This window comes from Brevundimonas aurantiaca (assembly GCF_014199955.1).
Lineage (GTDB): Bacteria > Pseudomonadota > Alphaproteobacteria > Caulobacterales > Caulobacteraceae > Brevundimonas > Brevundimonas aurantiaca.
On the sequence record NZ_JACHOQ010000012.1, the window covers coordinates 38,902 to 65,186 of the forward strand.

24 protein-coding genes and 1 tRNA gene are annotated in these 26,285 nt (G+C 67.5%); 14 read left to right on the plus strand and 11 right to left on the minus strand.

The features are described from left to right. Positions 1-27 precede the first annotated feature (27 nt). The 4 genes from GGQ93_RS14990 to GGQ93_RS15005 all read right to left on the minus strand — a co-directional run bounded on the left by GGQ93_RS14990 (position 28) and on the right by GGQ93_RS15005 (position 5,248). A complete protein-coding gene (locus GGQ93_RS14990; protein WP_183218103.1) occupies positions 28-2,220 on the minus strand; it encodes a 3-hydroxyacyl-CoA dehydrogenase NAD-binding domain-containing protein in 2,193 nt (730 codons plus the stop codon). Between the two features lie 138 nt (positions 2,221-2,358). After that, positions 2,359-3,564 (minus strand): acetyl-CoA C-acetyltransferase, encoded by a 1,206-nt coding sequence (locus GGQ93_RS14995; protein WP_054764089.1) that lies wholly within the window; start codon positions 3,562-3,564, stop codon positions 2,359-2,361. Positions 3,565-3,724: 160 nt separating this feature from the next. Further along, positions 3,725-3,958, minus strand: coding sequence for a hypothetical protein (locus GGQ93_RS15000; RefSeq protein ID WP_183218105.1), 234 nt, complete (start codon positions 3,956-3,958; stop codon positions 3,725-3,727). 54 nt (positions 3,959-4,012) lie between these two features. Further along, positions 4,013-5,248, minus strand: a complete 1,236-nt coding sequence (locus GGQ93_RS15005) for a PQQ-dependent sugar dehydrogenase (protein ID WP_183218107.1) — start codon at positions 5,246-5,248, stop codon at positions 4,013-4,015. Positions 5,249-5,439: 191 nt separating this feature from the next. On the opposite strand from GGQ93_RS15005, the gene GGQ93_RS15010 reads away from it, so the two are divergent. Beyond that, a tRNA-Met gene (locus tag GGQ93_RS15010) sits at positions 5,440-5,516 on the plus strand. Between the two features lie 98 nt (positions 5,517-5,614). After that, positions 5,615-5,923 carry a hypothetical protein gene (locus GGQ93_RS15015; protein ID WP_183218110.1) on the plus strand — a complete coding sequence of 103 codons (309 nt, stop codon included), beginning with the start codon at positions 5,615-5,617 and terminating at the stop codon, positions 5,921-5,923. Positions 5,924-5,936: 13 nt separating this feature from the next. Here GGQ93_RS15015 and GGQ93_RS15020 read toward each other — a convergent pair whose 3' ends face one another. Further along, a complete protein-coding gene (locus GGQ93_RS15020; RefSeq protein ID WP_183218112.1) occupies positions 5,937-6,584 on the minus strand; it encodes a TlpA family protein disulfide reductase in 648 nt (215 codons plus the stop codon). On the opposite strand from GGQ93_RS15020, the gene argH reads away from it, so the two are divergent. The 5 genes from argH to GGQ93_RS15045 all read left to right on the plus strand — a co-directional run bounded on the left by argH (position 6,583) and on the right by GGQ93_RS15045 (position 11,324). Next, on the plus strand, positions 6,583-8,019 hold the full coding sequence (gene argH / locus GGQ93_RS15025) for an argininosuccinate lyase (RefSeq protein WP_183218115.1): 1,437 nt from the start codon (positions 6,583-6,585) through the stop codon (positions 8,017-8,019). The genes GGQ93_RS15020 and argH overlap by 2 nt on opposite strands. After that, complete coding sequence (locus tag GGQ93_RS15030) at positions 8,016-8,258, plus strand: hypothetical protein (RefSeq protein WP_054764083.1); 243 nt, start codon at positions 8,016-8,018, stop codon at positions 8,256-8,258. The genes argH and GGQ93_RS15030 overlap by 4 nt, the downstream gene beginning before the upstream one ends. Before the next feature lie 6 nt (positions 8,259-8,264). Next, positions 8,265-9,539, plus strand: coding sequence for a diaminopimelate decarboxylase (gene lysA, locus GGQ93_RS15035; protein ID WP_183218117.1), 1,275 nt, complete (start codon positions 8,265-8,267; stop codon positions 9,537-9,539). 49 nt (positions 9,540-9,588) lie between these two features. Then, entirely contained in the window at positions 9,589-10,245 is a 657-nt protein-coding gene (locus tag GGQ93_RS15040; protein WP_054764081.1) for a hypothetical protein, read from the plus strand. 80 nt (positions 10,246-10,325) lie between these two features. Beyond that, positions 10,326-11,324, plus strand: a complete 999-nt coding sequence (locus GGQ93_RS15045; protein WP_183218120.1) for a cation diffusion facilitator family transporter — start codon at positions 10,326-10,328, stop codon at positions 11,322-11,324. Positions 11,325-11,334: 10 nt separating this feature from the next. On the opposite strand, the gene GGQ93_RS15050 is transcribed toward GGQ93_RS15045, so the two are convergent. Further along, positions 11,335-12,192: a glutamate racemase gene (locus GGQ93_RS15050; protein ID WP_183218122.1), complete on the minus strand. Its 858-nt coding sequence runs from the start codon at positions 12,190-12,192 to the stop codon at positions 11,335-11,337. Between the two features lie 128 nt (positions 12,193-12,320). Here GGQ93_RS15050 and GGQ93_RS15055 point away from each other — a divergent pair, with 128 nt between their 5' ends. Then, positions 12,321-14,504, plus strand: coding sequence for a M3 family metallopeptidase (locus tag GGQ93_RS15055; RefSeq protein WP_183218124.1), 2,184 nt, complete (start codon positions 12,321-12,323; stop codon positions 14,502-14,504). A gap of 128 nt (positions 14,505-14,632) precedes the next feature. Beyond that, a complete protein-coding gene (locus GGQ93_RS15060) occupies positions 14,633-15,598 on the plus strand; it encodes a magnesium and cobalt transport protein CorA (RefSeq protein ID WP_183218127.1) in 966 nt (321 codons plus the stop codon). A gap of 48 nt (positions 15,599-15,646) precedes the next feature. On the opposite strand, the gene GGQ93_RS15065 is transcribed toward GGQ93_RS15060, so the two are convergent. Beyond that, entirely contained in the window at positions 15,647-15,979 is a 333-nt protein-coding gene (locus tag GGQ93_RS15065; protein ID WP_182714004.1) for a UrcA family protein, read from the minus strand. A gap of 138 nt (positions 15,980-16,117) precedes the next feature. Next, a complete protein-coding gene (gene ppc, locus GGQ93_RS15070; RefSeq protein WP_183218130.1) occupies positions 16,118-18,817 on the minus strand; it encodes a phosphoenolpyruvate carboxylase in 2,700 nt (899 codons plus the stop codon). A 172-nt stretch (positions 18,818-18,989) separates the two neighbouring features. On the opposite strand from ppc, the gene GGQ93_RS15075 reads away from it, so the two are divergent. Both GGQ93_RS15075 and GGQ93_RS15080 read left to right on the plus strand, forming a co-directional pair. Further along, entirely contained in the window at positions 18,990-20,183 is a 1,194-nt protein-coding gene (locus GGQ93_RS15075; RefSeq protein ID WP_183218148.1) for a divergent polysaccharide deacetylase family protein, read from the plus strand. A gap of 107 nt (positions 20,184-20,290) precedes the next feature. Next, positions 20,291-20,767, plus strand: a complete 477-nt coding sequence (locus tag GGQ93_RS15080; RefSeq protein ID WP_183218132.1) for an RNA pyrophosphohydrolase — start codon at positions 20,291-20,293, stop codon at positions 20,765-20,767. Positions 20,768-20,813: 46 nt separating this feature from the next. On the opposite strand, the gene GGQ93_RS15085 is transcribed toward GGQ93_RS15080, so the two are convergent. Then, positions 20,814-21,287, minus strand: coding sequence for an Hsp20 family protein (locus tag GGQ93_RS15085; RefSeq protein WP_183218134.1), 474 nt, complete (start codon positions 21,285-21,287; stop codon positions 20,814-20,816). 259 nt (positions 21,288-21,546) lie between these two features. On the opposite strand from GGQ93_RS15085, the gene GGQ93_RS15090 reads away from it, so the two are divergent. The 3 genes from GGQ93_RS15090 (at position 21,547) to GGQ93_RS15100 (ending at position 24,394) form a co-directional block, all read left to right on the plus strand. Continuing rightward, positions 21,547-22,347, plus strand: a complete 801-nt coding sequence (locus tag GGQ93_RS15090; protein ID WP_183218136.1) for a class I SAM-dependent methyltransferase — start codon at positions 21,547-21,549, stop codon at positions 22,345-22,347. Positions 22,348-22,436: 89 nt separating this feature from the next. Continuing rightward, positions 22,437-23,348, plus strand: a complete 912-nt coding sequence (locus GGQ93_RS15095; RefSeq protein WP_183218138.1) for a class I SAM-dependent methyltransferase — start codon at positions 22,437-22,439, stop codon at positions 23,346-23,348. Then, positions 23,345-24,394 carry an alpha/beta fold hydrolase gene (locus GGQ93_RS15100; protein ID WP_183218140.1) on the plus strand — a complete coding sequence of 350 codons (1,050 nt, stop codon included), beginning with the start codon at positions 23,345-23,347 and terminating at the stop codon, positions 24,392-24,394. The genes GGQ93_RS15095 and GGQ93_RS15100 overlap by 4 nt, the downstream gene beginning before the upstream one ends. A 214-nt stretch (positions 24,395-24,608) precedes the next feature. Here GGQ93_RS15100 and GGQ93_RS15105 read toward each other — a convergent pair whose 3' ends face one another. Then, positions 24,609-25,025: a DUF4279 domain-containing protein gene (locus GGQ93_RS15105; protein ID WP_183218142.1), complete on the minus strand. Its 417-nt coding sequence runs from the start codon at positions 25,023-25,025 to the stop codon at positions 24,609-24,611. 132 nt (positions 25,026-25,157) lie between these two features. Continuing rightward, positions 25,158-25,514, minus strand: coding sequence for a hypothetical protein (locus GGQ93_RS15110; RefSeq protein WP_183218144.1), 357 nt, complete (start codon positions 25,512-25,514; stop codon positions 25,158-25,160). Positions 25,515-26,285: the final 771 nt, after the last annotated feature.

Sequence of the window (26,285 nt, forward strand, 5' to 3'; positions counted from 1 at the left end):
TTCCGTACTCACACTTTCCGCAACCGATCAGGCGGCGGCCTTCTCCGGGGCGAACCGGCCGTAGAAGGTCTCGTTCTTGGCGGCCATGTCGCGCAGCAGCTCCGGAACCTTGAACCGGTCGCCATAGGTCGCGGCCAGGCGATCCGCCGTTTCGACGAACTTGGCCAGGCCGATGCCGTCGATCATGCTGATCGGGCCGCCGGTCCAGGGCGCGAAGCCCCAGCCCAGGATGGCGCCCAGGTCGGCCTCGCGCGGGTCGTCGATGACGCCCTCGGCCCAGCAGCGGGCGACCTCGACGGCTTGGCGATACAGCAGGCGGGTCTTCAGCTCGTCGATCTGGGCGAAGGCGCCGGGCTCCTCGGGCGCATCGATGCCCTTGGTGGTCGGCGCCAGTTCGCTCAGCCCCTTCCAGATCGTCTTGGGTTTGGTGTCATAGTCATAGAAGCCCTTGCCGTTCTTGCGGCCGTAGCGTCCGCCCTCGACCATCTTGGCGACAATGTCGGCGCCTTCGGTCGGGACGTATTTGTCGCCCAGGTCCAGCGCCGTCTGTTTGGCGATCTTGTAGGACAGGTCCAGGGCGACGTCGTCGTGCATCTCCAGCGGGCCGCGCGGCATGCCGGTCATCCGGCCGACATTGTCGATCAGGGCCGGGCCGTAACCCTCCTCCAGCATGGCCATGCCTTCCATCAGGAAGGTGGAGAAGCAGCGCGAGGTGTAGAAGCCGCGTGAGTCATTGACGACGATCGGCGTCTTCTTGATCTTCAGCACATAGTCCAGCGCCTTGGCGATGGCGGCCTGACCCGTCTTTTCACCCAGGATGATCTCGACCAGCATCATCTTATCGACCGGCGAGAAGAAGTGGATGCCGATGAAGTCCTCGGGCCGCACGCTGGCCTCGGCCAGGCCGGTGATCGGCAGGGTCGAGGTGTTGGAGCCGAAGACGGCGCCTTCGACCAGCTGGGCCTCGGCGCGCTTGGTCACATCGGCCTTGATCTCGCGGTTTTCGAACACCGCCTCGATCACCAGGTCCGAACCCTTGATGTGGTCATAGTCGGTCGTCGCCGTGACCAGGGCCAGGGTGGCGTCATACTTCTCCTGGGTCATCTGACCGCGCGACAGACGCTTCTTCAACAGCTCCTCGACATGAGCCTTGCCCTTGTCGGCGGCTTCCTGGGTCTGGTCGATCAGCACGGTCTCGATGCCGGCCATGACCTGCACATAGGCGATGCCCGCGCCCATCATGCCGGCGCCCAGGACCGAGACCTTCTTCGGGTCCGACTTGGGCACGCCCGCGGGACGCACGGCGCCCTTGTCCAGCTCCTGTTTGGACAGGAACAGCGATCGAATCATCGCCTGGGCCTGGGGCGTCATCAGGGTCTTGATGAAATAGCGGGTCTCGATCCGCAGGGCCGCGTCCATCGGAACCTGGGTTCCCTCGTAGACGGCCTTCATCAGGTTCACCACGGCCGGATAGTTGCCATAGGACTGTTTGCGCAGCATGGCGTTGCCGACCATGAAGTTCTGGATGCCGGCCGGGTGATAGGGGCCGCCGCCGGGCAGTTTGAAGGACTTGTCGTCCCAAGGCTGGACGGCCTTGCCGCCGTTCTTGATCCAGGCCTTGGCGGCCTCGACCGACTGGCCCTTCTCGACCACCTCATGGACGATGCCGGCGCCCTTGGCGTCATTGGGGCGGAAGGACTTGCCCTCGCTCATGGCCATCATGGCGTTCTGGACCCCGACCAGGCGGGTCAGGCGCTGGGTGCCGCCGCCGCCGGGGAAGAGGCCGACCTTGATCTCGGGCAGGCCCAGCTGGATCTTGTTGTCGTTCTCGACCACGCGATAGTGGCAGGCCAGGGTGAACTCCAGCCCGCCGCCCAAGGCCAGGCCGTTGATCGCCGCCGCCACCGGCTTGCCGCAGGTCTCCAGCGCGCGGAAGGCGCCGTTCAGCGCCCAGCCGGCGTCGAAGGCCTTCTGCAGGTCGCCGCCGCCGGAAAGCACGCCGCCCGCCATGTCGCCCAGGTCCGCGCCGGCGCAGAAGCCCGAGGCCTTGCCCGAGGTGATGACGGCGCCCTTGATGGTTTCGTCGGTCTTGATCCGTTCGACCAGTTCCGGGATCTCCTTCATCACCGCGCTGGTCAGGGTGTTCATCGAACGGCCCGGCACGTCGAAGGCGATGACGGCGATGCCGTCGGCGTCGATGTCGATCTTGAAGTTTTCCATAATCTCTCTTCCTCAGATCCTCCCCCAGCGGGGGAGGGGGACCGCGAAGCGGTGGAGGGGGCGGCCGCCGACGCCGGCGATGGGTTCGCCCCCCTCAGTCAGCTTCGCTGACAGCTCCCCCGATGGGGGAGCAATGGATCAGACGCGTTCGATGACGGTGGCGGTGCCCATGCCCCCGCCGATGCACAGGGTGATCAGGGCCGTCGACTTGTTCGAGCGCTCCAGCTCGTCCAGCACCGTGCCCGTGATGATGGCGCCGGTGGCCCCCAGGGGGTGGCCCATGGCGATGGCGCCGCCGCAGACGTTCATCTTGTCGTGCGGGATGTTCATGGCCTGCATGTAGCGCAGCACCACGGCGGCGAAGGCCTCGTTCAACTCCCACAGGTCGATGTCGTCGGTCGTCATGCCAAGCTTGCCGAGCAGCTTCTTGGACACATATTCGGGTCCGGTCAGCATGATCGACGGTTCCGAGCCGATCGAGGCGCCGCCCAGGATCTTGGCGCGCGGCTTCAGCCCCAGGGCCCGGCCGGCCTCAAGCGAACCGATCAGCACGCCCGCCGAACCGTCGACGATGCCGGAGGAGTTGCCGGGGGTGTGGACGTGGTTGACCCGCTCGACCTCGGGATAGCGCTGGTTGATCACGCTGTCGAAGGCCATTTCGCCCATCATGGTGAAGGAGGGGTTCAGTCCGCCCAGGGTCTGCATGTCCGTGTTCGGACGAATGGTCTCGTCGCGGTCCAGAATGGTCAGGCCCAGCTGATCCTTCACGGCGATGACCGACTTGTTGAACCGGCCCTCGGCCCAGGAGCGGGCGGCGCGCTTGTGGCTTTCGACCGAATAGGCGTCCACGTCGTCGCGGCTGAAGCCGTACTTGGTCGCGATCATGTCGGCCGACACGCCCTGGGGCACGAAATAGGTCGGGAAGGCCGACGAAGGATCGGTCGGCCAGGCGCCCATGTCCGAACCCATGGGCACGCGGCTCATGACCTCGACCCCGCCGCCGACGGCGAAGTCGGACTCGCCGGACTTCACCTTGGCGGCGGCCATGTTCACGGCTTCCAGGCCCGAGGCGCAGAAGCGGTTCACCTGAACCCCGGCCGTATATTGCGACCAGCCGGCGGACAGAACGGCGGTGCGGGCGATGTCGGCGCCCAGTTCGCCCACGGGCGTGACGCAGCCCAGGATGACGTCATCGACCTTGGAGGTGTCCAGGTCGTTGCGGTCGCGCAGGGCCTCCAGGACCTGGGTCGCCAGGCTGAGGCCGGTGATCTCGTGCAACGAGCCGTCCTTCTTGCCCTTGCCGCGGGGTGTGCGGACGGCGTCGTAGATATAGGCGTCAGCCATGACAGGGAGTCTCCATCTTTGGGCCGGAGCGACGTCGCCCGGAAAGGGCGGCGCGGCTTACGGCCGGGTCGGATCAAAGCTTGGTCGCCAAGAACCCTACGTTTACGTCAACGTCAAGTAACAAGGCGCGTGAGGCGGTCGAGGCGCGGCGCCCCAGCCGTCAGTCGCCGGGGATTCGGCTGGCGACGCCGCTGATCTGGCAGGCGTAGTCGGTCTCTGGACGGCCGGTCTGCAGACCCGTGGTGACCAATATCCCCTGCCGCGCCGTACAGCGCGCCTCCAGGGCGTCCAACTCGGTCTGGTAGCGGTTTTCGACGCCGGTCGAGGCGCAGGCGGCGATCAAAGGCAGGGCGACCAGGGTCGCCGCCCATATGCAGGATGTGGCGTGGCGCATGGTATTCTCCTATGGGCGAGGCCCGCAGGGGCGGGGCCCGCGCTTCGCTAAAGACTACTCGGCCGCAGCCAGTCGGACCAATTTTCCGTCGCTCTCGTCGGTGATCGCCCAGACGGCGCCGTCTGGGCCGATCGCCACGTCGCGCACACGCTCGCCCAGGTCGGTCAGCAGCCGCTCTTCCCCGACGACGCGATCATTTTCGATCACCAGCCGGGCGATATGCTTCTCCTTCAGCGCGGTGACCAGCAGATCGCCGTCCCAGGCCGGGAACATGGCGCCCTGGTAGAAGACCGCCCCACCCGGCGCGATGACCGGATCCCAATAATAGACGGGCTGTTCCGTGCCGGCCTTCTGGGTCGCGCCGCTGTTGATCGCGCCGCCCGCATATTCGACGCCGTAAGCCGCGTCGGGCCAGCCGTAGTTCAGGCCCGCCCTGTCCAGATTGACCTCGTCGCCGCCGCGCGTCCCGTGCTCGATGGTCCAGATCGCGCCCGTGCCGGGCTGGACGGCGATCCCCTGGACGTTGCGGTGGCCCAGGCTCCAGATCTCGGGCAGGGCGCCGGCGCGGCCGACGAAGGGATTGTCCTGGGGAACCGTGCCGTCGGCGTTGATGCGGATGGTCTTGCCCATGTGCGAGCCCAGATCCTGGGCCTGGGGCCGCATCGGCCGGTCGGAGCGTTCACCCAGGGTGATGAACAGCTTGCCGTCCGGCGCAAAGGCCAGGGACGAGCCGAAATGTTTGTCGCCGTCATAGGCGGGCAGGGCGCGGAAGACGACCTGGACATTGTCCACCCGCGCGCCGTCGTCGGACAGCCGCCCCCGTGCGACCGAGGTGGCGTTGCCGCCGTCCCGAGGCTCCGCATAGCTCCAGTAGATCAGACGGTCCTGGGCGAAGCCGGGGCTGACGACGACGTCCAGCAGGCCGCCCTGGCCGCGCGCATCGACGCGGGGCAGGCCCTGGACCGGTTCGCCGACCTGGCCCTGGGCCGTGATTATCCGCAACCGGCCGGGCTTTTCCGTCACCAGCCAGCGCCCGTCGGGCATCAGGGCCAGGCCCCAGGGATGCGACAGGCCCGAGGCGACCACGCTGTGGCGCATCGCCTGTTCGGTCTTCACCCCCGGCGCCCGGGTCTGGCCGGGGAAGACGGGCTGCTGGTCGGGATTGTTGGCGGGCCGGGTCTCCAGCGGGGCGCCCGACTGGCCGGATGCGGAGGCGGTCTCTCCGTTCGCGCCGCAGGCGGCGGCGAGGACGAGCAGGGCGGTCGAGGCGGCGAGGGCGATGGGGCGCATGGGCGGCTCCGGGCGGGTTGGGGGCGTCGGTAACGAAGAAACCCCAGCGTTATCTGTCCGCTCCTGCCCCGTCTTGCGCCCTATCGCCGCACGATCTGCATCGACACGACTTGAACCGCGCGCGCGACGGCGATATACGCACGCCTCTTTCGCGCTGGCCCAGGCCTCGCGAAGGCCCGGATGCGGGATACGACTGGGTAGCTCAGATGGTTAGAGCGGTGGATTCATAACCCACAGGTCGGCGGTTCGATCCCGCCTCCAGTCACCACCTTCCCCTTGTTCTCCGACATCGACGGTTCGGCCACAGGCGCAACCGGTACGCCCCTGCGGCGTTCACCGGCGGACAACCTTGACCGGAGAATTCGCATGACCATCCGCAAGTCGATGCTGCTGACCGTCGCCGCCGCCCTGGCCCTCACCGCCGCCGCCTGCACCCAGGCGGAGCAGGAAAAGACCGAGGCCCATGCCGAGGCGGCCGCCGACAACACCGCCGAGGCGGCGTCCCAGGCCGGCGAAGTGATCGAGTCCGGCGCCATGAAGGCGGCTCAGGCGATCGAGAGCGGGGCCGGCAAGGTCGCCGACAAGCTGGAGGAAAACCAGGCCGAGGCCGCCGCCGAAGGTCGGCCGGGCGCCGTGGACCCCGCGACCGACCGGCGCGTGCCCGACGAAAACTGAGGCTCCCCCCGGATCAGGCGGCGGGCGCGCCTTCCGCCAGCAGGGCGTCGATCAGGGCGTGGGCCTCGGGACTGTTCCAGTCGGCCTCGCCCGCAAAGATCGCGCGGATGCGGCCTTCGCGATCCAGGAAGACGGTCTGGGGCATCTTGCCCTTGCCCGGAAACTCGAACGGCAGTTGGAAGCGGATGTCGCTGTACAGCGGCAGAGGCTCGTGCACGTCGATGAAGCTCCTGGCGTCGGCCAGGGCGTCGGCGGTGGCGTCGACATTGATCGGCAGGACGATCAGATCCTCATTGGTCTGATAAGACCGGGCCAGGGCCGCCAGGGTCGGCATTTCGGTGCGGCAGGGGGCGCACCACATGGCCCACAGATTGACCACCACCACCTTGCCCTCGAAGGTCGAGAACCGCACGGCCGTGCCGTTGCGGTCGCGGAACATATATTCGGGCGCGCGCTTCAGTTCGGACGGGGTTTCGAGCGCCGCCAGCGGCCCGACGGCGAACCGGGCCAGATCGCTTTTTGCGACGGGCGTCGTCTGGGGTTGCGCCTTCTGCCTATGATTGGCGTATAGCGACATCGCCAAGCCGCCGGCGCCGGCGAGCGTGCTGATCAGCACCAGAGCGCCGACGACCGCCCAGATCGCCTTTCTCGAGCCACTCATGACCGACGCCGCCTCCGATACCGCCCAAGTCGATGCTTCTAAGGCCCCGGCGAAGCCCGCAGGTCAAGACATGTGGGGCGGCCGCTTTTCGTCGCGCCCCGCCGAGATCATGCAGGCGATCAACGTCTCCATCGGGGTGGACCGGCGTCTGTGGCGTCAGGATCTGGCCGGATCGCGCGCCCATTGTCGGATGCTGGCCAAACAGGGCGTGATCCAGTCGGCGGACGCCGAGGCCATTCTGAAGGGGCTGGACGCCGTCGAGGCTGAGATTCTGAACGGAACCTTCCCCTTCCGCGACCAGTTCGAGGACATCCACATGAATGTGGAGGCCCGGCTGTCCGAGCTGATCGGCGAGCCGTCGGGCCGGCTGCACACCGCCCGCAGCCGCAACGACCAGGTGGCCCTGGACTTCCGCCTGTGGGTCCGCGACGCCTGCGACCGCTCGATCGCCCAGCTGAAGGCCTTGCAGGCCGCGCTTCTGGACCGGGCCGAACAGCATGCGGCCGACCTGATGCCCGGCTTCACCCATCTGCAGACCGCCCAGCCGGTGACCCTGGGCCACCATCTGATGGCCTATGTCGAAATGTTCGGCCGTGACGCCGGCCGCTTCGCCGACGCCCGGACGCGGATGAACGAAAGCCCCCTGGGCGCCGCCGCCCTGGCCGGCTCGCCCTTCCCGATCGACCGCCACATGACGGCGGCCGAGCTGGGCTTCGACCGGCCGATGGCCAATTCGCTGGACGCCGTCTCGGACCGCGACTTCGCCCTGGAAAGCCTGGCCGCCGCCTCGATCACCGCGGGCCATCTGTCGCGCCTGGCGGAAGAGATCGTGGTCTGGATGACGCCTATGTTCGGCTTCGCCACCCTGCCGGACGACCTGACCACCGGTTCGTCGATCATGCCGCAGAAGCGCAATCCCGACGCCGCCGAACTGGTGCGCGCCAAGACCGGCCGGATCATGGGATCGCTGGTCGCCCTGTCCACCGTAATGAAGGGCCTGCCGCTGGCCTATTCCAAGGACATGCAGGAGGACAAGCCGCCGGTGTTCGAGGCGTTCGACGCCCTGGACCTGGCCCTGGTCGCCATGACCGCCATGGTCTCGGCCTTGCGGCCCAATACCGAACGGATGGCGGCCGCAGCCGGCGCCGGCTTCTCGACCGCGACGGACCTCGCCGACTGGCTGGTGCGCGAACTGAACCTGCCCTTCCGCAAGGCGCACCACGTCACGGGCGCGGCGGTGAAACAGGCGGAAGCCCTGGGCGTGGACCTGTCGCAACTGCCGCTGGAAGAAATGCAGAAACTCGAGCCGGGGATCACGGAAGCGGTTTACAAGGTGCTGACCGCCGAGGCTTCGTGCCGGAGCCGTCAGAGCTATGGCGGCACCGCGCCGGAACAGGTCCGCGCGCGCATCGCCGACTGGAGAGCCCGCCTATGAACGTCTTTGGGAAAAAGACCCTGATCCTCGCGGGCCTGCTCGCCCTGTCGGTCGCCGGCTGCGGTCGTATGGCCGATCTGGAATCGCCCAGGCGCGAGACCGAGCGGGCCCCCCGCAGCAGCCGCGCCCCCAGCCTGCCCGAGCCGGCGACCATCAACCGGCCGTCCAGCAGCGTGCCGATCGACGGCGGCCCCTCCAATCCCTTCGGCGCCAATCCCGCCGCCAACGACCCCCGCTAGGCCGCCTTGCACCATTTCGATCTCAAGAACGGCGCCCTGCACGCCGAAGGCGCGCCGCTGGACCTGATCGCCGACGAGGTGGGCACGCCCGTCTATGTCTATTCGACCGCGACGCTGAAGCGGCACTATGGCCTGCTGCGCGCCGCCGCCGACGCGCACCGCGACGCCCTGGGCGAGGCCCTGATCGCCTTTGCGGTCAAGGCCAACTCCAACCTTTCGGTCCTGGCGACCCTGGCCCGGCTGGGGTCGGGCGCCGATACGGTTTCGGAAGGGGAGATCCGCCGGGCCTTGGCCGCCGGGGTGCCGGCCGACAAGATCATCTTCTCCGGCGTCGGCAAGACCGACATGGAGATCGCCTTCGCCATCAGCATCGGGGTGCGCCAGATCAATATCGAGTCCGGGGCCGAACTGGACCGGCTGATCGCCGTCGCCGCCCTGATGCAGGCCGCCCCGGCCGTCGCCGTGCGGGTCAATCCGAACGTCGGGGCCGGCGGCCACGCCAAGATCACGACGGGCGGCAAGGGCGACAAGTTCGGCGTGCCGGTCGAGGAGGCGATGGCGCTCTACGCCCGCGCCTCGGCCTCGCCCCACGCCACGCCCGTGGGCCTGGCCTGTCATATCGGCAGCCAGATCACCGACCTGGCGCCGCTGGAGGCGGCCTTCACGATCCTGGCCGACATGACCCGCGAGCTGAGACGCCAGGGCCACGCCGTGACCCGGCTCGACCTGGGCGGCGGCCTGGGCGTGCCCTACGCCGGCGGGACGGAGCCGCCGTCTCCGGCCGACTATGTCGCCATGGCGGCCCGCGTCCTGGCGGGGCTGGAGGTCGAGGCGGCCTTCGAGCCCGGCCGTCTTCTGGCCGCCAACGCCGGGGTGCTGCTGAGCCAGGTGATCCAGGTCAATGAACGCTCGGACGGCCGCCGCTTCCTGGTGCTGGATGCGGCGATGAACGATCTGATGCGTCCGGCCCTGTATGACGCCTATCACGACATCCGCCCGGTCAATCCCCGGCCCGGCGCGGCCCGGCCCTATGATGTGGTCGGCCCCGTGTGCGAGACCGGCGACACCTTCGCCCGCGACCGGCTCCTGCCGCCGCTGGAGCCCGAGGATCTGGTGGTCTTCACCGGCGCCGGCGCCTATGGGGCCGTCATGGCCAGCGAGTACAACAGCCGGCCCCTGGTCCCCGAGGTTCTGGTGGACGGCGAGCAGTGGGCGGTGATCCGCCCCCGCCCCACCTATGAGGAGATGCTGGACCGCGAGCCTTTCGCCGACTGGCTGTAGGGGCGATTTGGGCTCGACTGTTATAAAGTAACAAGCTATAGGGCCGGTCATGTCCCCGCCGTCCGACCCGCCTGTCCTGTTGTCTCTCCTGGGAGGCGGCTTCGTCGCGGCCTTCCTGCATGCGGCCCTCCCGACCCACTGGCTGCCCTTCACCCTGGTGGGGCGGGCGCAGGGCTGGCGCGCGTCGCGGGTGCTGGCGGTGGTGGCCGTCGCCGGCCTGGCCCATATCGCCACCACCGCCCTGGTCGGCGGGCTGATCGTGGCGGCGGGCCTGGCGCTCGAGCGCTGGGTGGAGGGTCTGCTGCCGCATCTTGCCGCCGTCCTGCTGTTCCTGTTCGGCGCCTTCTATCTGGCGCGGGCCACGCTGAAACGCCCGGCCGTGGCGGGCGGCCCCGCGTTGGAAATCGCCGCCCCCGCCGTATCGGACAAGGCGGCCTTCCTGGGTCTGGTGGCGATGATGGCCGTGTCCCCGGGCGAGGTCCTCTTGCCCATCTATCTGTCTTCGGCCTCGGAGGGGATGACGGCCCTGGCCCTGCTGACCCTGATCTTCGCCCTGGGCACCATCGCCGGCATGGCCGTCTTCACGGCCCTGGCCAGTGCGGGCGCCTCAATCCTGCGGCTGGAGCGATGGGCGCGCTATGAAGGCGCGGTGCTGGGCCTGGCCCTGATCGGCCTGGGGCTGCTGGTCGCGCTGCATCAGCATTGATGGGATATTACATGATAACATTCAAAGCGTTATCATGTAGCAGCTTCGCTGTTTGCGGAATTGGCGTATAGGCGAGAGCCATGACAGCCCAGCCCGAAAGCCCCTCCGCCCACCACGACCATGATCACGAGCATGATCATGCGCACGACGGTCATCACCACGCGCACGGGGGACGTCATCATCACCATCACGGCCACGGGCACGCCCATGGCCCCGTGGACACCGGAGACTGGCGCTACGCCGTCGGCCTGGCGGTCAATCTGGCCTTTGTGGTCTGCGAATTCGCGGCCGGGCTGATCGCGGATTCCACCGCTCTCCTGGCCGACGCCGGCCATAATCTGTCGGATGTCCTGGGCCTGGCCATGGCCGGCGGGGCGGCCTGGCTGGCGCGGCGCGGGGCGCACGGGGCGGCGGGCGGACGGAGCACCTACGGTTTCGGCAAGGCGACGGTCCTGGCGGCCCTGGCCAACGCCGTGCTGCTGATCTTCGCCTGCGGCGCCATCGCCTTCGAGGCCGTGCGGCGGTTTGCGGAACCGGCGCCGGTCGGCTCGGGTGTCATCATGACGGTGGCCGCCGTCGGCTTCATCATCAATCTGGGCACGGCCCTGCTGTTCATGAAGTCCCAGCACGATCTGAACGCGCGCGGCGCCTATCTGCACATGATGGCCGACGCGGGAGTGTCCTTGGGCGTCGTCCTGGCGGGGGGCATGATTCTGCTGACCGGCTGGTCCGTGGTCGATCCGATCGTCAGCCTGGTCATCGTCGCCGTCATCCTGTGGTCGACCTGGGGCCTGCTGAAGGATTCGGTCCATCTGGCGATGGACGGGGCGCCGGACGACGTCGACATGACGGCGCTGGAACAGGGACTGTGCGCCCTGCCGGGCGTGCGCGCGGTGCACGACCTGCACGTCTGGGCCCTGTCCACGACCGAGACCGCCCTGACGGCCCACCTGGTCCACGACCGGACGGACGGCGACATGCTTCTGCGAGAGGCTCAGGCGGTGGCGCGACGCCATGCGATCCGCCACACCACGCTCCAGCTGGAGAGCGAGCCCTTGCCGGATTGTCCGGGGTGTTGAGCCGCCGAGCTTAAGCCTGATCGAACGTCAGAGGGGCGCCCCAGAAGCGGGCGACCAGGTCCGACTGGGGCCCGGCCTGGCCCGTGGTCAGGAAGTCGCGACGACCACTGTCGCCCAGGGCGTATTCGGGATGGCGGGCGAAATAGCGGTCCAGGGCGTCGGCCACCGCCGTCGGCTGCTCGATCAGGGCCGTCCCAGGCGGGAGGGCGGCGGCGAACAGTTCGGCGATGATCTCATAGTGGGTGCAGCCCAATATGGCCTTGTCCGGGTGGCGGCCGATGCGGCGGCGCAGCGCGTCCACGTGATCATTGACCACGACCGTCAGTTCTTCGACCGGGGCGCCCAGTTCGATCAGGCCGGCCAGGCCGGGGCAGGGTTCGCAGAAGACGGCGATGTCCTCGCGCCGTTTGTCGATCTCGATCTCGAACACGCGGCTGATGGCGGTGGCGGCGGTGCAGAAGACGCCGGTGATGTCCACCGCCTGGATCTTTTCACCCTCCTGGGGACGTTCGGCCTCGAAACTCCAGGGCAGGCCCGTCGCGGCCTCGATGGTCGGCACGATGATGCCCAGCACATTGACCGGCCGGCCCAGCCGCTCGCGCAGGCCGGGGATCCAAGTCTGTTGCAGGCGGCGCAGGGCGATGGCGCTGGCGGTGTTGCAGGCCAGGACCACGACCGAGGCGCCGGCCTCGAACAGTCGCTCGCACCCGGCCTTGGTCAGTTCGACGATGTCCTCGCCGCCGCGTCCGCCGTAGGGGGCGTGGGCCTGGTCCGCCAGATAGATGAAGTCGCGCTGCGGAAACCGCTGCGTCAGTTCACGATGGACGGTCAGGCCGCCCACGCCGGAGTCGAAAACGCCAATAGCCATGACCGCGCTTTAGAACAGTGCGACGATCCTTCCAACAAGATTACGGGGCTTTAACGGGTCGGACAGGTGACGATCCGCCCCGGCGCGCCTAAGTGTGACCGCGACATGACCTTTTCACGGAGCATTCCATGCACAGACGCCAGCTTCTCATCGCGGGCGGCAGCCTGATGGCCCTCTCGGCCTGCGCCTCCACCGGCTCCGGCGCCGCCCCGGCCGGCTCGGCGCCCGCCGCCATGGACCTCGCCGAAGAGGCCCGGATCGCCCGCGCCGTCCTGCCCAAGGCGACGCCGAAGGCCGAACTGCTCCAGCCCTGGACCGGCCCCTATGACGGCGTGCCGCCTTTCGACAAGGTGACGCCGGCCAAGCTGCGCGAAGCCATGCTGGAGGGAATCGAGCTGCAGCGGGCCGACATCGCGGCCATTGCGAATAATCCCGAACCGCCCACCTTCGCCAACACCCTGGCGGCGATGGAGCTGGCCGGCGAGCCGCTGGACCGGGCGTCGAACATCTATGGCGTCATGACCTCCAACATCGGCGGCGAGGCCTATGACGCCGTCGACACCGAACTGTCGCCCATCCTGTCGGCCGCCTCGGACGAGATCACCTTCAACGAAAAGCTGTTCCAGCGCATCAAGACCGTCGCCGACAACGCCGACGCCATGGGCCTCAGCCCCCAGCAGAAGCGTCTGGCCGAACGTCGCCGCGACGCCTTCATCCGCTCCGGCGCCAATCTGGACGCGGCCGGCAAGGCCGAGCTGGGCCGGATCAACACCGCCCTGTCCAACGCCTTCACCCGTTTCGGCCAGAAGGTGGTGGCTGATGAGAACAGCTGGACCCTGATCCCCAACGAAGCCGGCGTCGCCGGCCTGCCCGCCTCGAACAAGGCCGCCGCCGCCTCGGCCGCGCGCAGCCGCAATCTGCAGGGCTGGGCCATTCTGAACACCCGTTCGGCCGTGGACCCCTTCCTGACCTTCGCCGACGACCGGGCCCTGCGCGAGCAGGTCTGGAAGAAGTTCGTCAACCGCGGCGACAACGGCGACGCCAACGACACCAACTCGACCATCGCCGAGATCGTGAAGCTGCGGGACCAGCGCGCCAAGCTGTTGGGCTATCGCAACCATGCGGAACTGCGGATGCAGGACACCATGGCCAAGACCCCAGCCAATGCGCAAAATCTGATGGACCGCGTCTGGGCCCCGGCCAAGGCCCGCGTCGCCGAAGAGGTCGCCGACATGAAGGCGATCGCCGGTTTCGACATCGAACCCTGGGACTATCTCTACTTCGCCGAGAAGGTGCGTAAGGCCAAGTACGACCTGGATCAGAACCAGCTGAAGCCCTATTTCGAGCTGAACGCGGTCCGCGCCGGCTCCTTCGCCATGGCCGAGCGTCTGTACGGCTTCAAATTCACCAAACTGCCCAAGGGCTCAGTTCCGACCTTCGAGCCGGACGTCGAGGTCTATGAGCTGCACGACAAGGCCACCGGCAAGCTGATCGGCCTGTATTACACTGACGACTACGCCCGTCCGGGCAAGCGTTCGGGCGCCTGGATGACCACCTATCGGTCCTTCTCGACCCTGGACGGATCCAAGGTGATCCTGGGCTCCAACAACAACAACTTCACTAAGCCCGAGCCGGGCGAGCCGGTGCTGATCTCGCTGGACGACGCCGAGACCCTGTTCCACGAGTTCGGCCACACCCTGCACTATTTCTCGTCGAACGTGACCTATCCGTCGTTCGGCAATACGCCGCGCGACTTCGTCGAATATCCGTCGCAAGTGCACGAGCACTGGGTGCTGAGCCGGCCGATCCTGGACGGCTATCTGAAACATTATCAGACCGGCGAAGCCATGCCTCAGGCCCTGGTGGACAAGATCCAGGCCTCGTCCACCTTCAACCAGGGCTATGCGACGGTCAGCTATCTGTCCTCGGCCATCGTCGACATGGATCTGCACACCCAGGCCGTGCCGCCGACCGACATCGACGCCTTCGAAAAGGCCAGCCTGGCCCGCATCGGCATGCCCAAGGAGATCGTGATGCGGCACCGGCTGCCGCAGTTCAATCACCTGTTCACGTCCGACGCCTATTCGGCCGGCTATTACAGCTATCTGTGGTCCGAGACGATGGACGCCGACACTTGGGCCTATTTCGAGGAGTCGGGCGACGTCTTCAATCCGGACATCGCCGGTCGCTTCAAGTCGATCATGCTGGCGCCAGGCAACACCACCGACCGGGCCGAGGCCTACCGCGCCTTCCGCGGCCGCGACCCCGACGTGGCGGCTCTGCTGAAGGTCCGGGGCTTCCCGGTTTCCTGATCCGGGGCCTGTTTGAGACCCCAACGGGCTGAATGACGTTTGCGGCCGGCGGAGCGATCCGCCGGCCGTTTCGTTTGCGCGCGGTCTGGCCTAAGTCGGGAGGACTGCCGAAGAAAGAAGAAGCGCCCATGCCCGTCGTCGCCTCCTACGTCTATCGCGACGGTCAAAGGGAGCGCGCCGCGCCTCTGACCCCCGAAGGACTGGCCCTGCAGCCCGGCGAGTTCGTCTGGATCGGCCTGCACGACCCGACCGACGCCGAGTTCGAGGTTCTGGTCCGGCGCTTCAACCTGCACCCCCTGGCGGTCGAGGACGCCCTGTCGGCCCATCAGATGCCCAAGGTCGAGGTCTATGGTCGCGAGCTGTTCGTGGTCGCCCGGACGGCGGAAAAGATCGAGGACCATATCCAGTACGGCGAAACCCACGTCTTTGTGGGGGATGACCACGTCATCAGCATCCGTCACGGCTCAAACCGCGCCCACACGGCCTTGCGGACCCAGCTGGAGGCCTCGCCGGCCCAGCTGCGGACCGGGCCGGATTTCGTGCTGCATGGCGTTCTCGACTTCATCGTCGACGCCTATGTGCCCATCGTCGACCATTCCGAGGACGCCGTGCTGGAGATCGAGCAGAGGGCGCTAGAGGCGTTTCTGTCGCGCAACGAAATCCGCCGCCTGTTCACCCTGCGCCGCGAACTGCTGAAGTTTCGCCGCATCCTGGGGCCGATGGAGGAGGTGGCGGGCAAGCTCCAGTCTCTGGACCTGCCCTGTATCGACCCCGACGTCCGACCCTATTTCCGCGACGTCGGCGACCATGTCCGACGGGTCAACAGCCGCCTGAACGGCCTGACCGAGATCCTGTCGTCCGTCTTTGAAGTCGCCAATCTGCTGGAACAGCAGAGGCAGGGGGTCATCACCCGCAAGCTCGCCTCCTGGGCGGCGCTGCTGGCCGTGCCCACCGCCATCGCCGGCATCTATGGCATGAATTTCGAACACATGCCGGAACTGCACTGGCGCTACGGCTATCCGGCCGTCATGGCGGTGATGGCCGCCGTCTGCGTCGGTCTCTACATCACGTTCAAACGGACGAAATGGCTGTGACGCAAGAGACCGGCGAGGGACGCTGAGGCCCCTCGCCGATCCGAACGGTCAGCTTTCGCCGGAGGCGGTCGCGGCGCGAACGACGGGGCGGACGTCTCGCGACGCGCTGACGTATTGGACGCGGTGGAGGCGCGGCAGCCGGCTCAGAGCCTCGGCCCGCACAGCCGCGCGGCAGGAGCGGCGATTGGTGATCTGGCCGGCGGTGAAGCTGATGTCGCGGCACAGACGCTCGGCCGCCTGATGGACGCGGGCGTCGAAGGCGGCGGCGCCGGCCGTCGAGGCCAGGTCCAGATCGCCGAAGGGGATCCGGACGTCCTGAGCCAGGGCGGAGGAGGCGGACAGGACGGCGACGGCGAAGAGAACGGGGGAAAGAACCTTCATCGTTTTAGCTCCTAGGGAACGATAATCGCCCGAAGTGACGATGAAGGCGCAATAGCTTTCTTCTGTAACGCCGCAGTGAGAATTACGGCGCCGATCTGTGACGGTTGAATTAAATCGGATTTAGGGTGTCGGCGGAAATCAGCCGCTGTTCCTCAGCCCCGCCGCCACCCCGTTGATCGCCAGCAGGATTCCCTCGCGCACCCGCGGATCTTCGTCGCCGGCGCGGCGGCGGCGGATCAGCTCGATCTGCACATGGTTCAGCGGCTCGACATAGGGCATCCGCAGGCGGATCAGACGGTCCAGTTCCGGCTGGCCGCCCAGCAGCTTGTCATGGCCGGTGATGGCCAGGATGGCGTCGTGCGTCCTCTGCCATTCGTCGCGGATTTCGCCGAAGATGGCGGCGGCCAGACCCGCGTCGCTGACCAGGGTGGCGTAGCGGCGGGCGATGGTCATGTCCGACTTGGCCATGACCATCTCCATGTTCTGAACCAAGGTCTTGAAGAAGGGCCAGGCCTCGGCCATCGCCTTCAGCTCGTCCATGTCGCAGCCCTGGACCGCCGAGCCGAAGCCGAACCAGCCGGGCAGCATGACCCGGCTCTGGGACCAGCTGAACACCCACGGAATGGCGCGCAGATCCTCGATCCGGGTCGAGGCGGTCCGCGACGACGGGCGCGAGCCGATCTTCAGATCGGCGATCTCGGCGATGGGGGTGGCGGCGCGGTAATAGTCGACGAAGCCCTGGGTCTCATAGACCAGCTTGCGATAGGCGGCCATCGACCGGGCCGACAGGTCCGACAGGGTGGCGCCGTGTTCGGCGGTGAAGGCCTGGTCCCGTCCCTGGCCCAGGGAGGCCAGCACGGCGCCGCAGGTCAGGGCGTCCAGATTGCGCAGGGCGATCTCCGGCTCGCCGTATTTGTTGGCGATGACCTCGCCCTGTTCGGTCGTGCGGATCCGGCCCTGGACCGTGCCCTCCGGCTGGGCCAGGACCCCAGCGAAGGCCGAGCCGCCGCCGCGTCCGACCGTGCCGCCGCGCCCGTGGAACAGCTGCAGCTTCAGACCGGCGGCTTGGGTGACCTCGACCAGGGCGCGCGACGCCTCGTGCAGCTCCCAGCCCGAAGTCAGATAGGAGCCGTCCTTGTTGGAGTCGGAATAGCCGATCATCACCTCCTGCACCCCGCGCGCCTTGGCGACGGCCAGGGCGGAGGGTTCCTTCAGCAGCCGCTCCAGGGTGGGGCGGGAGGCGCGCAGGTCCTCGATGGTCTCGAACAGGGGCGCCGCCTGGATCGGGCAGGCGGCGGGGTCTTCGGGGCGGTAAAGCCCGACCTCCTTCAGCAGCAGATAGACCTCCAAGAGGTCCGAGGCCGCGTCGGTCTTGGAGACGATATGGGTGCGGATCGCCTGGGGGCCGAAGGCGGCCAGGGCGTCGGCGGCGGCCTGGAGGATGGCCCGCTCCTTCAGGGTCTCGGCCGCATAGTCGGCATAGGGGCTGAACAGCAGGCGCGGCGAGGCCAGTTCGGCCGCCAGCACCGCCAGCCGGCCCTCCTCGTCCAGGGCGGAATAGTCGTCGCAGACCCCGGCCGTCTTCAGCAGATCGGCGACGACCCGCTCATGGACATCCGAGTTCTGGCGCAGGTCCAGGGTCGCCATGTGGAAGCCGAAGATTTCCACCGACGTGATCAGATCGTTCAGCCGGTCGTCGGCGAACACCTCGCCGTGGTGCGAGACCAGGCTGTCGCGCAGGATTCGCAGATCGGCCTCGAAGGCGTCTGGGCCGGGATAGGCTTCGGCTGCAACGGCCGCGCGGCGGGGGGGCTGTGCGCCGCCCCGCGCCTCATAGGTGGCGGCCAGGCGCGCATAGACCCCGGTCAGGGCGCGGCGATAGGGCTCGTCCGCCCGGTGCGGCGACGGGTCCTGGGCGGCGTCGGCCAGGGCCGCCAGCTCGGGCGAAACCTCGGCCAGCTCGGCCGCCAGGCTGAGTTCGGCGCCCAGGGCGTGGACCTCCTCCAGATAGAAGCCCAGCACCGCCCGCGCCTGGGTGCGGAAGGCGGCGCTCAGCACCGCACCGTCAACGTTCGGATTGCCGTCCCGGTCGCCCCCGACCCAGGTGCCAACCCGCAGGAAGGGCTGAAGCTGGGGCGCCTCCAGCAGACGACGCCAGGCCGACAACTGTTTGGGCGCCACCCGCAGGAAGATGCGGTCCAGGAAGGAGACGACCGTGTCGATCTCGTCCTGCACCACCAGCCCCTGGGTGCGCACCAGCCGCGTGGCCCACAGGATGACGATCTGGCGGCGCAGGGGTTCGTTGATCTGGGCCGGCGAACAGGCGTCTCCGGCCTTGTCGCAGGAATCCAGCAGATCGGAGATGGCGGTGATCCGGTCGATGACGCTCTTGCGCCGCACCTCCGACGGGTGGGCGGTCAGGACCGGCGAGATCAGGGCCTCGTCCAACAGGGCGCGCACCGCCGCCTTGTCGATCTTCTGATCGGCCAGTCGCAGCAGGGCGCCCTCGGGGGTGTCGGGACGGGCGCCGGCCTCGGCCTGGTGCTGGGCGCGTCGGCGGGTGGCCCGGTCCTCGGCGATGTTGGCGAGCAGCGAAAAGAGGGCGAAACCGTGCGCCAGACCCGCCGCCTGATCCACGCTCATGGCGGTCAGCAGCTTCTCCAGCCGCTTGGCCGGATGGGAGGCGGGATCGCGGTGATAGGCGACGGACGCCTGGCGGACCGCCTCGACATGTTCGAACAGGGCCTCTCCGCCTTCGGCGCGAATGACCTCGCCCAGAATTCCGCCCAGCAGTCGGACTTCTTCGCGCAGGGCGTCGTCGGCGGCGGGGCTCATCATCGGCGAATATCCTCGGTCGGCGTGGGGAGAAGCCCATCTGAGGGGCCGCAAACACGCCCGTCAACGCACGATCCGTGACAGCCGCTCCCAGCTACAATCGTGGTGAACGCCCGTTAGGATTTCTTAACCGGGCGCATGGCAGCATGGGGGTGAAGGATTCCGCCCCGTGTCCATGTTCGCCAAACGCCAGTCCGCCCTCGCCGCCGCCGCCGGCGCCCCGCCGGCGCCCCGCGCCAAGCCGAGCCTGAAGCCCCTCGTCGCCGTGCTGAAGAAGCCGCCGGTGGTCGCGGCCCTGGCCGGCGTCTTCCTGCTGACCTCGACCGCCCTCTTCTTGACCGTCCTGGGCGACCCGCGCGCGGGCGCGCCTTCGGCCCGCATCGCCCTGGACCGGGCGCCGGCCGCGCCGGACGCCCCAGCCCCGACCGGATTCGAAGCCTTCTCCATGGGAGCCATGGGCCTTTATCAGGATTTGACGGGAAGCGGCGATCCGTCGGGCGCGGCGGGCGGCGAGGCCTTGATCACCCTGCCGGACGGCGCTTCCGTCGCGGGCGGCGCCAGCTACAGCGCCCCGGTCCAGCCGGCCTCGCCCCTGCCCAAGGCGCCGATCGCCGGCCTGTCCCAGCCCGGCCCCAGCGGTCCCCTGCCGATGATCGCGCCCGACGGCCGCGTCCCGGCCCAGGCCTACGCCCGGCCCTTCCGCTCGAACGGCAAGCCGCGCGTGGCCCTGATCGTCGGCGGCCTGGGGCTGAACGCCGTCACCACCCGCGCCGCCATCGAACGCCTGCCGGCCGAGGTGACCCTCAGCTTCGTCCCCTATGCCGACAATCTCCAGTCCTGGATCGACCAGGCCCGGGCCCAGGGCCATGAGGTCATGCTGGAAATGCCGATGGAGCCCAGCGGCTATCCCGACAACGACCCCGGCCCCTATACGCTTTTGGCCAACGGCACGCCCGACGATGTCGAGGCCAAGCTGGACTGGCTGCTGGGTCGCGCCACAGGCTATTTCGGCGTGACCAACTATCTGGGCGACCGGTTCGCGACCTCCGACACGGGCATGAACGCCTTCCTGCTGATCCTGCGCCAGCGCGGCGTCGCCTTCCTGGACGACGGTTCTTTCCAGCGCCGTCCCGGCGCCTGGGCTCGGGCCAGCGCCGACAAGGTCATCGACCAGACCCAGTCGCCCGCCGCCATCATCGGCGCCCTGAACAGTCTGGAAGCCCAGGCCAAGCTGCGCGGCTCGGCGATGGGGACCGGCTTCGCCTATCCCGTCACCGTCGAGGCCGCCGCCCGCTGGACCGCCGGCCTGGACCAGCGCGGCCTGCAGCTGGCGCCGGCGTCTGCGATGACGCTTCGGCCGGGGCGCTAGGAAGTGGCGAGTGGCGAGTGGCGAGTGGCGAGTAAGGACGCTCGCCGTCCGAGCGCACAGGTGCGTTCGTTCTTCCTCGCCAATCGCCACCCGCCACTCGCCACTCGATGACCGACCTCACCCTCTACCGCCCCAATGTCGGTGTCGTGCTGTTCAACGCCGACGGCCAGGTCTGGTACGGCCGGCGACACGCGACGCCGGGACCGCATAACTGGCAGTTTCCGCAGGGCGGGGTGGATGACGGCGAGGATCTGACGGCGGCCGCACTGCGCGAGTTGAAGGAAGAGACCGGCGTGACCTCGGTGGAGTTCCTCGCCCGGACCGACGACTGGATCCTGTACGACTTCCCGCCCGAGGCGATGGACAATCCCAAGGCCTGGCGCGGCTTCAAGGGGCAGCGCCAGCAGTGGTTCGCCTTCCGCTTCACCGGCCAGGACAGCGAGATCGACCTGCAGGCCGACGAGGAGGTCGAGTTCGACGCCTGGCGCTGGGGCGATCTGTCCGAGGCCTGCGACCTGATCGTGCCGTTCAAACGCCCGGCCTATGAACAGGTGGTCGCCGCCTTCGCGCATCTGGCGACATAAAAAAGGGCGGCGCGAACGCCGCCCTTTCCGGTTCAGTTAAGACCGATCAGGCCGCCTTAGCCTTGTCCGTCTTGCTCTCGATCAGGGGCTTGGCGCCGCCGATCTCGATCCGGCGGGGCTTCAGCGCCTCGGGCAGTTCGCGCTTCAGCGAGATCGACAGCAGGCCGTTGACCAGATTGGCCTCGGTCACGACCACATAGTCGGCCAGCTGGAAGCGGCGTTCGAAATCGCGCTCGGCCAGGCCGCGGTGCAGATAGGTCTTCTGCGCGGCGGCGTCGTCATTGGCGGTCTTGCGCCCGGTCACGGTCAGCAGATTCTCCTTCACCTCGATGTTCAGCTCGTCGGGAGAAAATCCGGCGACGGCGATCTCGATGCGATAGGCGTTCTCGCCCGTGGTCTCGATATTGTACGGGGGATAGCCGCTGTCCTGGCTGGTCCGCGCGGCGGTTTCCAGCAGATTGGCCAGGCGGTCGAAACCGACGGCCGAACGGTACAGCGGGGTGAAATCATAGGTACGCATCAGCATCCTCCTGAGGATCAGCAAGGTTGAGCCGCCCGGCGATTTGCCCGGACGGTGGGAGTTCAGACCGACGACCCGAAACCGGCTTCGTCCGTCCGGAGAGCCCGACATCGGCGCTCTCGGAAACAAAGATGGGAGGCGCAGATCGGCCGTCAAGGGGCGCCCAGGCTGCGACCGAATGTCGGTGTCTCGGGATCGTCATTTGCGCCTGTCCTCAGGTCTCTTAAGGAAGGTGACCCGCACCAGGAGCCCGTCCCCCATGCGCCTTCATCTGCTCGGCCTCGCCGCCGTCCTCGTCGCCCTTCCCGCCGCCGCCCAAACCGTCCCAGCCCAGACGGAAGGCGCCTGGACCCCGCCGCGCTCGGCCCTGTCCAGCACCCTGCCGATCCTGGAGGAAGATAAGGCGCTTCAGGCCGCCGTCGCCGCCCCGACTCGCCCGGCCGAGGACCGCGCCCGCGACGCCGCCCGTCATCCTTACGAATCCCTGACCTTCTGGGGGCTGCAGCCCGGCATGACGGTGGTGGAGATCGAACCCGGCCGCGCCAGCTGGTGGCGGCATATTCTCGAACCCTACGCCGCCGCGACCGGGGGCCGTTATGTCGCCGTCAACCGCCCGCTGGAGACGATGGAGGTCGCCCCCGGTTCTGCCGACTTCATCCTGGTGGCCCGCGCCTTCCACAACTGGTCGCGCGACGGCCGCACCGAACCCTATCTGAAGGCCTTCTACGCCGCCCTGAAGCCCGGCGGCGTATTGGCGGTCGAGCAACACCGCAGCGCCGAAGGCCTGAACGTCGCCGACGTCGCCTCCACCGGCTATGTCCCGGAAAGCTATGTGATCCATGAGGCCCAGGACGCCGGCTTCGTGCTGGAGGCGCGCAGCGAGCTGAACGCCAATCCCAAGGACGACCACGACCATCCGTTCGGCGTCTGGACCCTGTCGCCGGTGCGCCAGTCCCAGGCCCGCGACGGCTCGGGGGCCCTGACCCCGGACCAGCGCGCGGCCTTCGACGCGATCGGCGAAAGCGACCGTATGACCCTGCGTTTCCGCAAACCCGAATAGTCTCTTTTGACCCGCGTCGCGAACGTGGGTAAGCCCGTTCGACCAAGGTTAGCCGGACGCGGGGGGCCGGCTTCCGAGGGGGTGTTTTGATGGTTGATCTTTCTGCGACGTCCCACGGCCTCTCCCGCCGCTTCCTGCTGACCGGCGCGACCGGTCTGGCCCTGACCGGCCTGGCCGCCTGCGGCCGCAAGAAGGAGGCCGCTCCCGAGGCGCCGCCGGCCCCCTCGGGTCCGCCGGAAGGTTCGCTGGAATGGGCCGTCGCCGGCCCCTGGCGCGCCCAGGACCGGCCGCGCGACGCCTTTCGCCACCCGATGGAGACCCTGCGCTTCTTCGGTCTTCAGCCCAGTATGACGGTGGTCGAATTCTGGCCGGGCAGCGGCTGGTACACCGAAATCCTGGCTCCCTATCTGGCGCGCGGCAAGGGTAGCTATATCGCCGCCCTCTTTCCCGAAGGCCCCGCCGCCGACCCGGCCCAGACCGCGCTGAACGCCGCCTTCCAGACCCGGTTCAGTGCGGACAAGAAGCTGTACGGCGAGCCCCAGTTCACCACCTTCGGCGCCGCATCCGGCCCCGTGGCGCCGGCCGGGACGGTGGACCTGTGCCTGTTCATGCGCACCCTGCACGGCTGGATGGCGGCGGGCATCGCCGAAAAGGCCTTCGCCGACGCCTTTGCGGCGCTCAAGCCCGGCGGGGTTCTGGGGGTGGTGCAGCACCGCCTGGCCCCGGAGGAGGACCAGGATCCGGTGGCCGCCAACGGCTATGTCCAGGAGGCCTTCGTCAAACAGCTGGCGGCCGAGGCCGGCTTCGTCTTCGTCGCGGCCTCCGAGATCAACGCCAATGAGAAGGACACCAAGGACCATCCGTTCGGTGTCGACACCCTGCCGCCGATGCGTCTGACCGCCCCCCAGGGCCAGCCCGCCGACCCGACCTTCGACCGATCCAAGTTTGAAGCGATCGGCGAAAGCGACCGTATGACCTTGAAGTTCAGGAAGCCCGAGTGAACCGCGCCCAAGCCTTCGCCGCCAACGCACCCCTTATGGGGGTTCCCGGCGCGTCCTCGCCGCCCGGCGGCAAGGGCGAATGGTATCGGGGCGCCGGCGGCATGCGGCTGCGCGCCGCCGTCTGGAAGCCGTCGCACCTGACCGCGGAACAGCCGCGCGGCACGGTGGTGCTCAGCCCCGGCCGCACCGAGCCGATCGAGAAATATTTCGAGGTCATCGGCAACTTCCTCGCCCGCGGCTGGTGCGTCCTGACCCATGACTGGCGCGGCCAGGGCCTGTCGGCCCGGCTCCTGCCCGACCGGCTGAAGGGCCACGCCCGCGCGGTGGAAGAGTTTCTGGACGACTACGGCCGGCTGCTGGACGCCTTCGAGGACCAGTGCCCCAAGCCCTGGATCATGGTCGGCCATTCGATGGGCGCCTGTCTGAACCTGCTGACGCTTGAGGCGGGCGAGACCCGCTTCTCGGGCGCCGTCCTGTCCAGCCCCATGCTGCGGATCAAGACCGGCAAACGGTCGATGTGGTCGGTCAAGCTGGCCGTGCGCTGGAGCATCCGCCACGGCCATGCGGGCGACTATCTGCTGGGCGACCCGGACGATCCGTTCGACCACACCTTCGCCGAGGACGCCCTGACCTCGGACGAGACCCGCTATGAGATGTGGCGCCAACAGCTGTACGCCTGCCCCCACCTGGCCATCGGCGGCCCCACCTACGGCTGGCTGGCCTTCGCGCTGGACGCCGGCGAACGCGCGCTCAAGCCCAAGGCCCTCAAGACGGTCAAGATCCCGGTCGCCATCGTCCAGGCCGACGCCGACGACGTGGTCTGGAAACAGACCGCCCGCTGGGCCGCCAAACGCCTGGGCCGCGGCCGCTATGTCGAGGTCCCCGGCGCCAAGCACGAAGTCATCATGGAAGCCGACCCCATGCGCGCCGTCTTCCTCGACGAGTTCGACGCCATGGGGGAATATGTCTCCCCGCCCAAGGGGATTGCGGCCGATCCGTCGGCGCGGGTCGAGGACGTGACGGAGGAGACGCCGTCGGTGGCGTGAGGGGCGCGACGCCCCCCTGTCGTCATCCTCGGGCTTGACCCGAGGATCGAACGATCCGCCGCTTGTGCGAAGGGGCAAGCGCAGAGCCCGATCCGCGCCCGGTCCTCGGGTCAAGCCCGAGGATGACGACAGTAGAGATTTTTGCCGCTGAGGTTAGGGCAAGGTCGGACTTCGGCGCCTAGGTCCATTTCGCAAATCGACCCGTTGCGGACATTCAGTCGGGATCAGTCTGCTCGTAGATGTCGAGGTCCAACATGAGGCCGCGCTGGCCGATCATGAGCTGGGTTTCCGGCCTCAACGTCAGGCCATCGTTACCGGACGCGAGGAACACGCCGCAGAAGACGCGGCCCCGAAAGCGACCCGCGAGCGTTTGCCACGCCTCCAAGTCATCGTTCATCTTGGACAACAGAATCCCGATCTGAGCATCGAGATCGGCAGCCGGGCATCTTTCAGCCACGAGCCGCCATGATCCGGTTCTGGCGAACTTCTCAACCCCCTTCTCAGTGGTCCACGTTCCGCCTTTGGCAACGCCGACAGTCGGTTCACAGCCGAGCGCACGGGATATCTCGGACGGATCGAGATCGTCCCCGTAGAAACCTATAGATGCTACGGTGGAGTCTGGCGTTCCCATATAGGTAGCCTATCAGATCGACGTCCGCTTCCCACCCCGAACTGCGGTTCGGAAGGTCCGCTTTCAGGCCGTGGGGCGAATATCCGGTTTTTGGCCTGACGCCAATTTCGTGGTCCGACCCATAGCGGACGTTTAGGGGCGCGTTTCTGCTTCTCGGAGCATTTGGTCGAAGACTTCCTCGGATAATTTCTTGAGGTCTTCGAACGCCGGAGCGGTTGATCGTTGATCACCGTTGCCCTCGCCGCTGATCCGGAGGCCTCGATTAGTCTTAGTAATTGTGAAGACGAATGGCGTCGCCGGGTTATCCGGAGCCGAGACCACAATCAGCGTCCGCCGGTCATCACATCCGTAGGTCAGCCACTCGGTGCCGCCGAACGAGCGTTGTATCGGCCCACTCATGCATTGCAGCGGTTTTTCAGCGGGCTTGTGATCCTGTTGAACAGGCAAAGTCAGCAGGGCAAATGCAATCACTGGCACGATTGTTGGCACGGTTCGGTCCCCCAAGTTCACATTGGATCATGTAAAGGCCGATTTCCATCCGCAGTCGAACTTCCGCTTCCGACCCTTAGGTGACGTTGGGAACGTCGGCTTTAGGGCTGACAGGGCTAGGCCAGATTTTCATCGACCCGACGAATAGGCAAAGTGACGGGATCGCTATCAAAGCTGCGAAAGCGGCCCCTGCAGCCGCCGCGACGGCGTAACCTGCCGCCACGCAAAGCAGGACTGCGATGCTACCCCAGAGAACCGGCCTTGAGCGGATCGCTCGTGGGAAGACGATGGTTACGATTAGGGCCAAGGCAACAAGCGGAAGCGAGCCTAGCCCCAAGAGCCAAATAGCCCAGATACCTTCGCTGAGGTTGCCTGTGCTCCAGGCAAAAGCACACATGCCAACCATCGCTAGAAGCCAACTCGCAAGCAGGCGTGCGACCAATGTCCATTTCAGGCTCATCCCCAAACCTTACAGGGCCTAATGTCTGCTTCCCACCCTTAGCTGAACTTCGAAGCGTCCGCCTTTCGGACGGACGGCTGTTGTCCGCTTTCAACACCGAAGCCTTTGACCGAAATCGACCCGATGCGGACCTTAGGATCATTTTGTCCAGAGCGTCCGGACTACTCAATAAATCGCTCGCGCCCCGATCACGGGCAGCGCGCCGATGGCACAGCCGGTGACGTGACCCCCTGAAACTCCTCCAGGAATAGCTAGAGTCCGCCCCTCGAAAGGACGGACAGAATGAAGCGATCACGGTTCACGGAAGAGCA

Excerpts from the sequence above, each read along its gene's own strand:
- GGQ93_RS14990 (WP_183218103.1), bottom strand. The coding sequence starts at position 2,220 with ATGGAAAACTTCAAGATCGACATCGACGCCGACGGCATCGCCGTCATC.
- GGQ93_RS14995 (WP_054764089.1), bottom strand. The coding sequence starts at position 3,564 with ATGGCTGACGCCTATATCTACGACGCCGTCCGCACACCCCGCGGCAAG.
- GGQ93_RS15000 (WP_183218105.1), bottom strand. The coding sequence starts at position 3,958 with ATGCGCCACGCCACATCCTGCATATGGGCGGCGACCCTGGTCGCCCTG.
- GGQ93_RS15005 (WP_183218107.1), bottom strand. The coding sequence starts at position 5,248 with ATGCGCCCCATCGCCCTCGCCGCCTCGACCGCCCTGCTCGTCCTCGCC.
- GGQ93_RS15015 (WP_183218110.1), top strand. The coding sequence starts at position 5,615 with ATGACCATCCGCAAGTCGATGCTGCTGACCGTCGCCGCCGCCCTGGCC.
- argH (WP_183218115.1), top strand. The coding sequence starts at position 6,583 with ATGACCGACGCCGCCTCCGATACCGCCCAAGTCGATGCTTCTAAGGCC.
- GGQ93_RS15020 (WP_183218112.1), bottom strand. The coding sequence starts at position 6,584 with ATGAGTGGCTCGAGAAAGGCGATCTGGGCGGTCGTCGGCGCTCTGGTG.
- GGQ93_RS15030 (WP_054764083.1), top strand. The coding sequence starts at position 8,016 with ATGAACGTCTTTGGGAAAAAGACCCTGATCCTCGCGGGCCTGCTCGCC.
- GGQ93_RS15040 (WP_054764081.1), top strand. The coding sequence starts at position 9,589 with ATGTCCCCGCCGTCCGACCCGCCTGTCCTGTTGTCTCTCCTGGGAGGC.
- GGQ93_RS15045 (WP_183218120.1), top strand. The coding sequence starts at position 10,326 with ATGACAGCCCAGCCCGAAAGCCCCTCCGCCCACCACGACCATGATCAC.
- GGQ93_RS15050 (WP_183218122.1), bottom strand. The coding sequence starts at position 12,192 with ATGGCTATTGGCGTTTTCGACTCCGGCGTGGGCGGCCTGACCGTCCAT.
- GGQ93_RS15055 (WP_183218124.1), top strand. The coding sequence starts at position 12,321 with ATGCACAGACGCCAGCTTCTCATCGCGGGCGGCAGCCTGATGGCCCTC.
- GGQ93_RS15060 (WP_183218127.1), top strand. The coding sequence starts at position 14,633 with ATGCCCGTCGTCGCCTCCTACGTCTATCGCGACGGTCAAAGGGAGCGC.
- GGQ93_RS15065 (WP_182714004.1), bottom strand. The coding sequence starts at position 15,979 with ATGAAGGTTCTTTCCCCCGTTCTCTTCGCCGTCGCCGTCCTGTCCGCC.
- ppc (WP_183218130.1), bottom strand. The coding sequence starts at position 18,817 with ATGATGAGCCCCGCCGCCGACGACGCCCTGCGCGAAGAAGTCCGACTG.
- GGQ93_RS15075 (WP_183218148.1), top strand. The coding sequence starts at position 18,990 with ATGTTCGCCAAACGCCAGTCCGCCCTCGCCGCCGCCGCCGGCGCCCCG.
- GGQ93_RS15080 (WP_183218132.1), top strand. The coding sequence starts at position 20,291 with ATGACCGACCTCACCCTCTACCGCCCCAATGTCGGTGTCGTGCTGTTC.
- GGQ93_RS15085 (WP_183218134.1), bottom strand. The coding sequence starts at position 21,287 with ATGCGTACCTATGATTTCACCCCGCTGTACCGTTCGGCCGTCGGTTTC.
- GGQ93_RS15090 (WP_183218136.1), top strand. The coding sequence starts at position 21,547 with ATGCGCCTTCATCTGCTCGGCCTCGCCGCCGTCCTCGTCGCCCTTCCC.
- GGQ93_RS15095 (WP_183218138.1), top strand. The coding sequence starts at position 22,437 with ATGGTTGATCTTTCTGCGACGTCCCACGGCCTCTCCCGCCGCTTCCTG.
- GGQ93_RS15105 (WP_183218142.1), bottom strand. The coding sequence starts at position 25,025 with ATGGGAACGCCAGACTCCACCGTAGCATCTATAGGTTTCTACGGGGAC.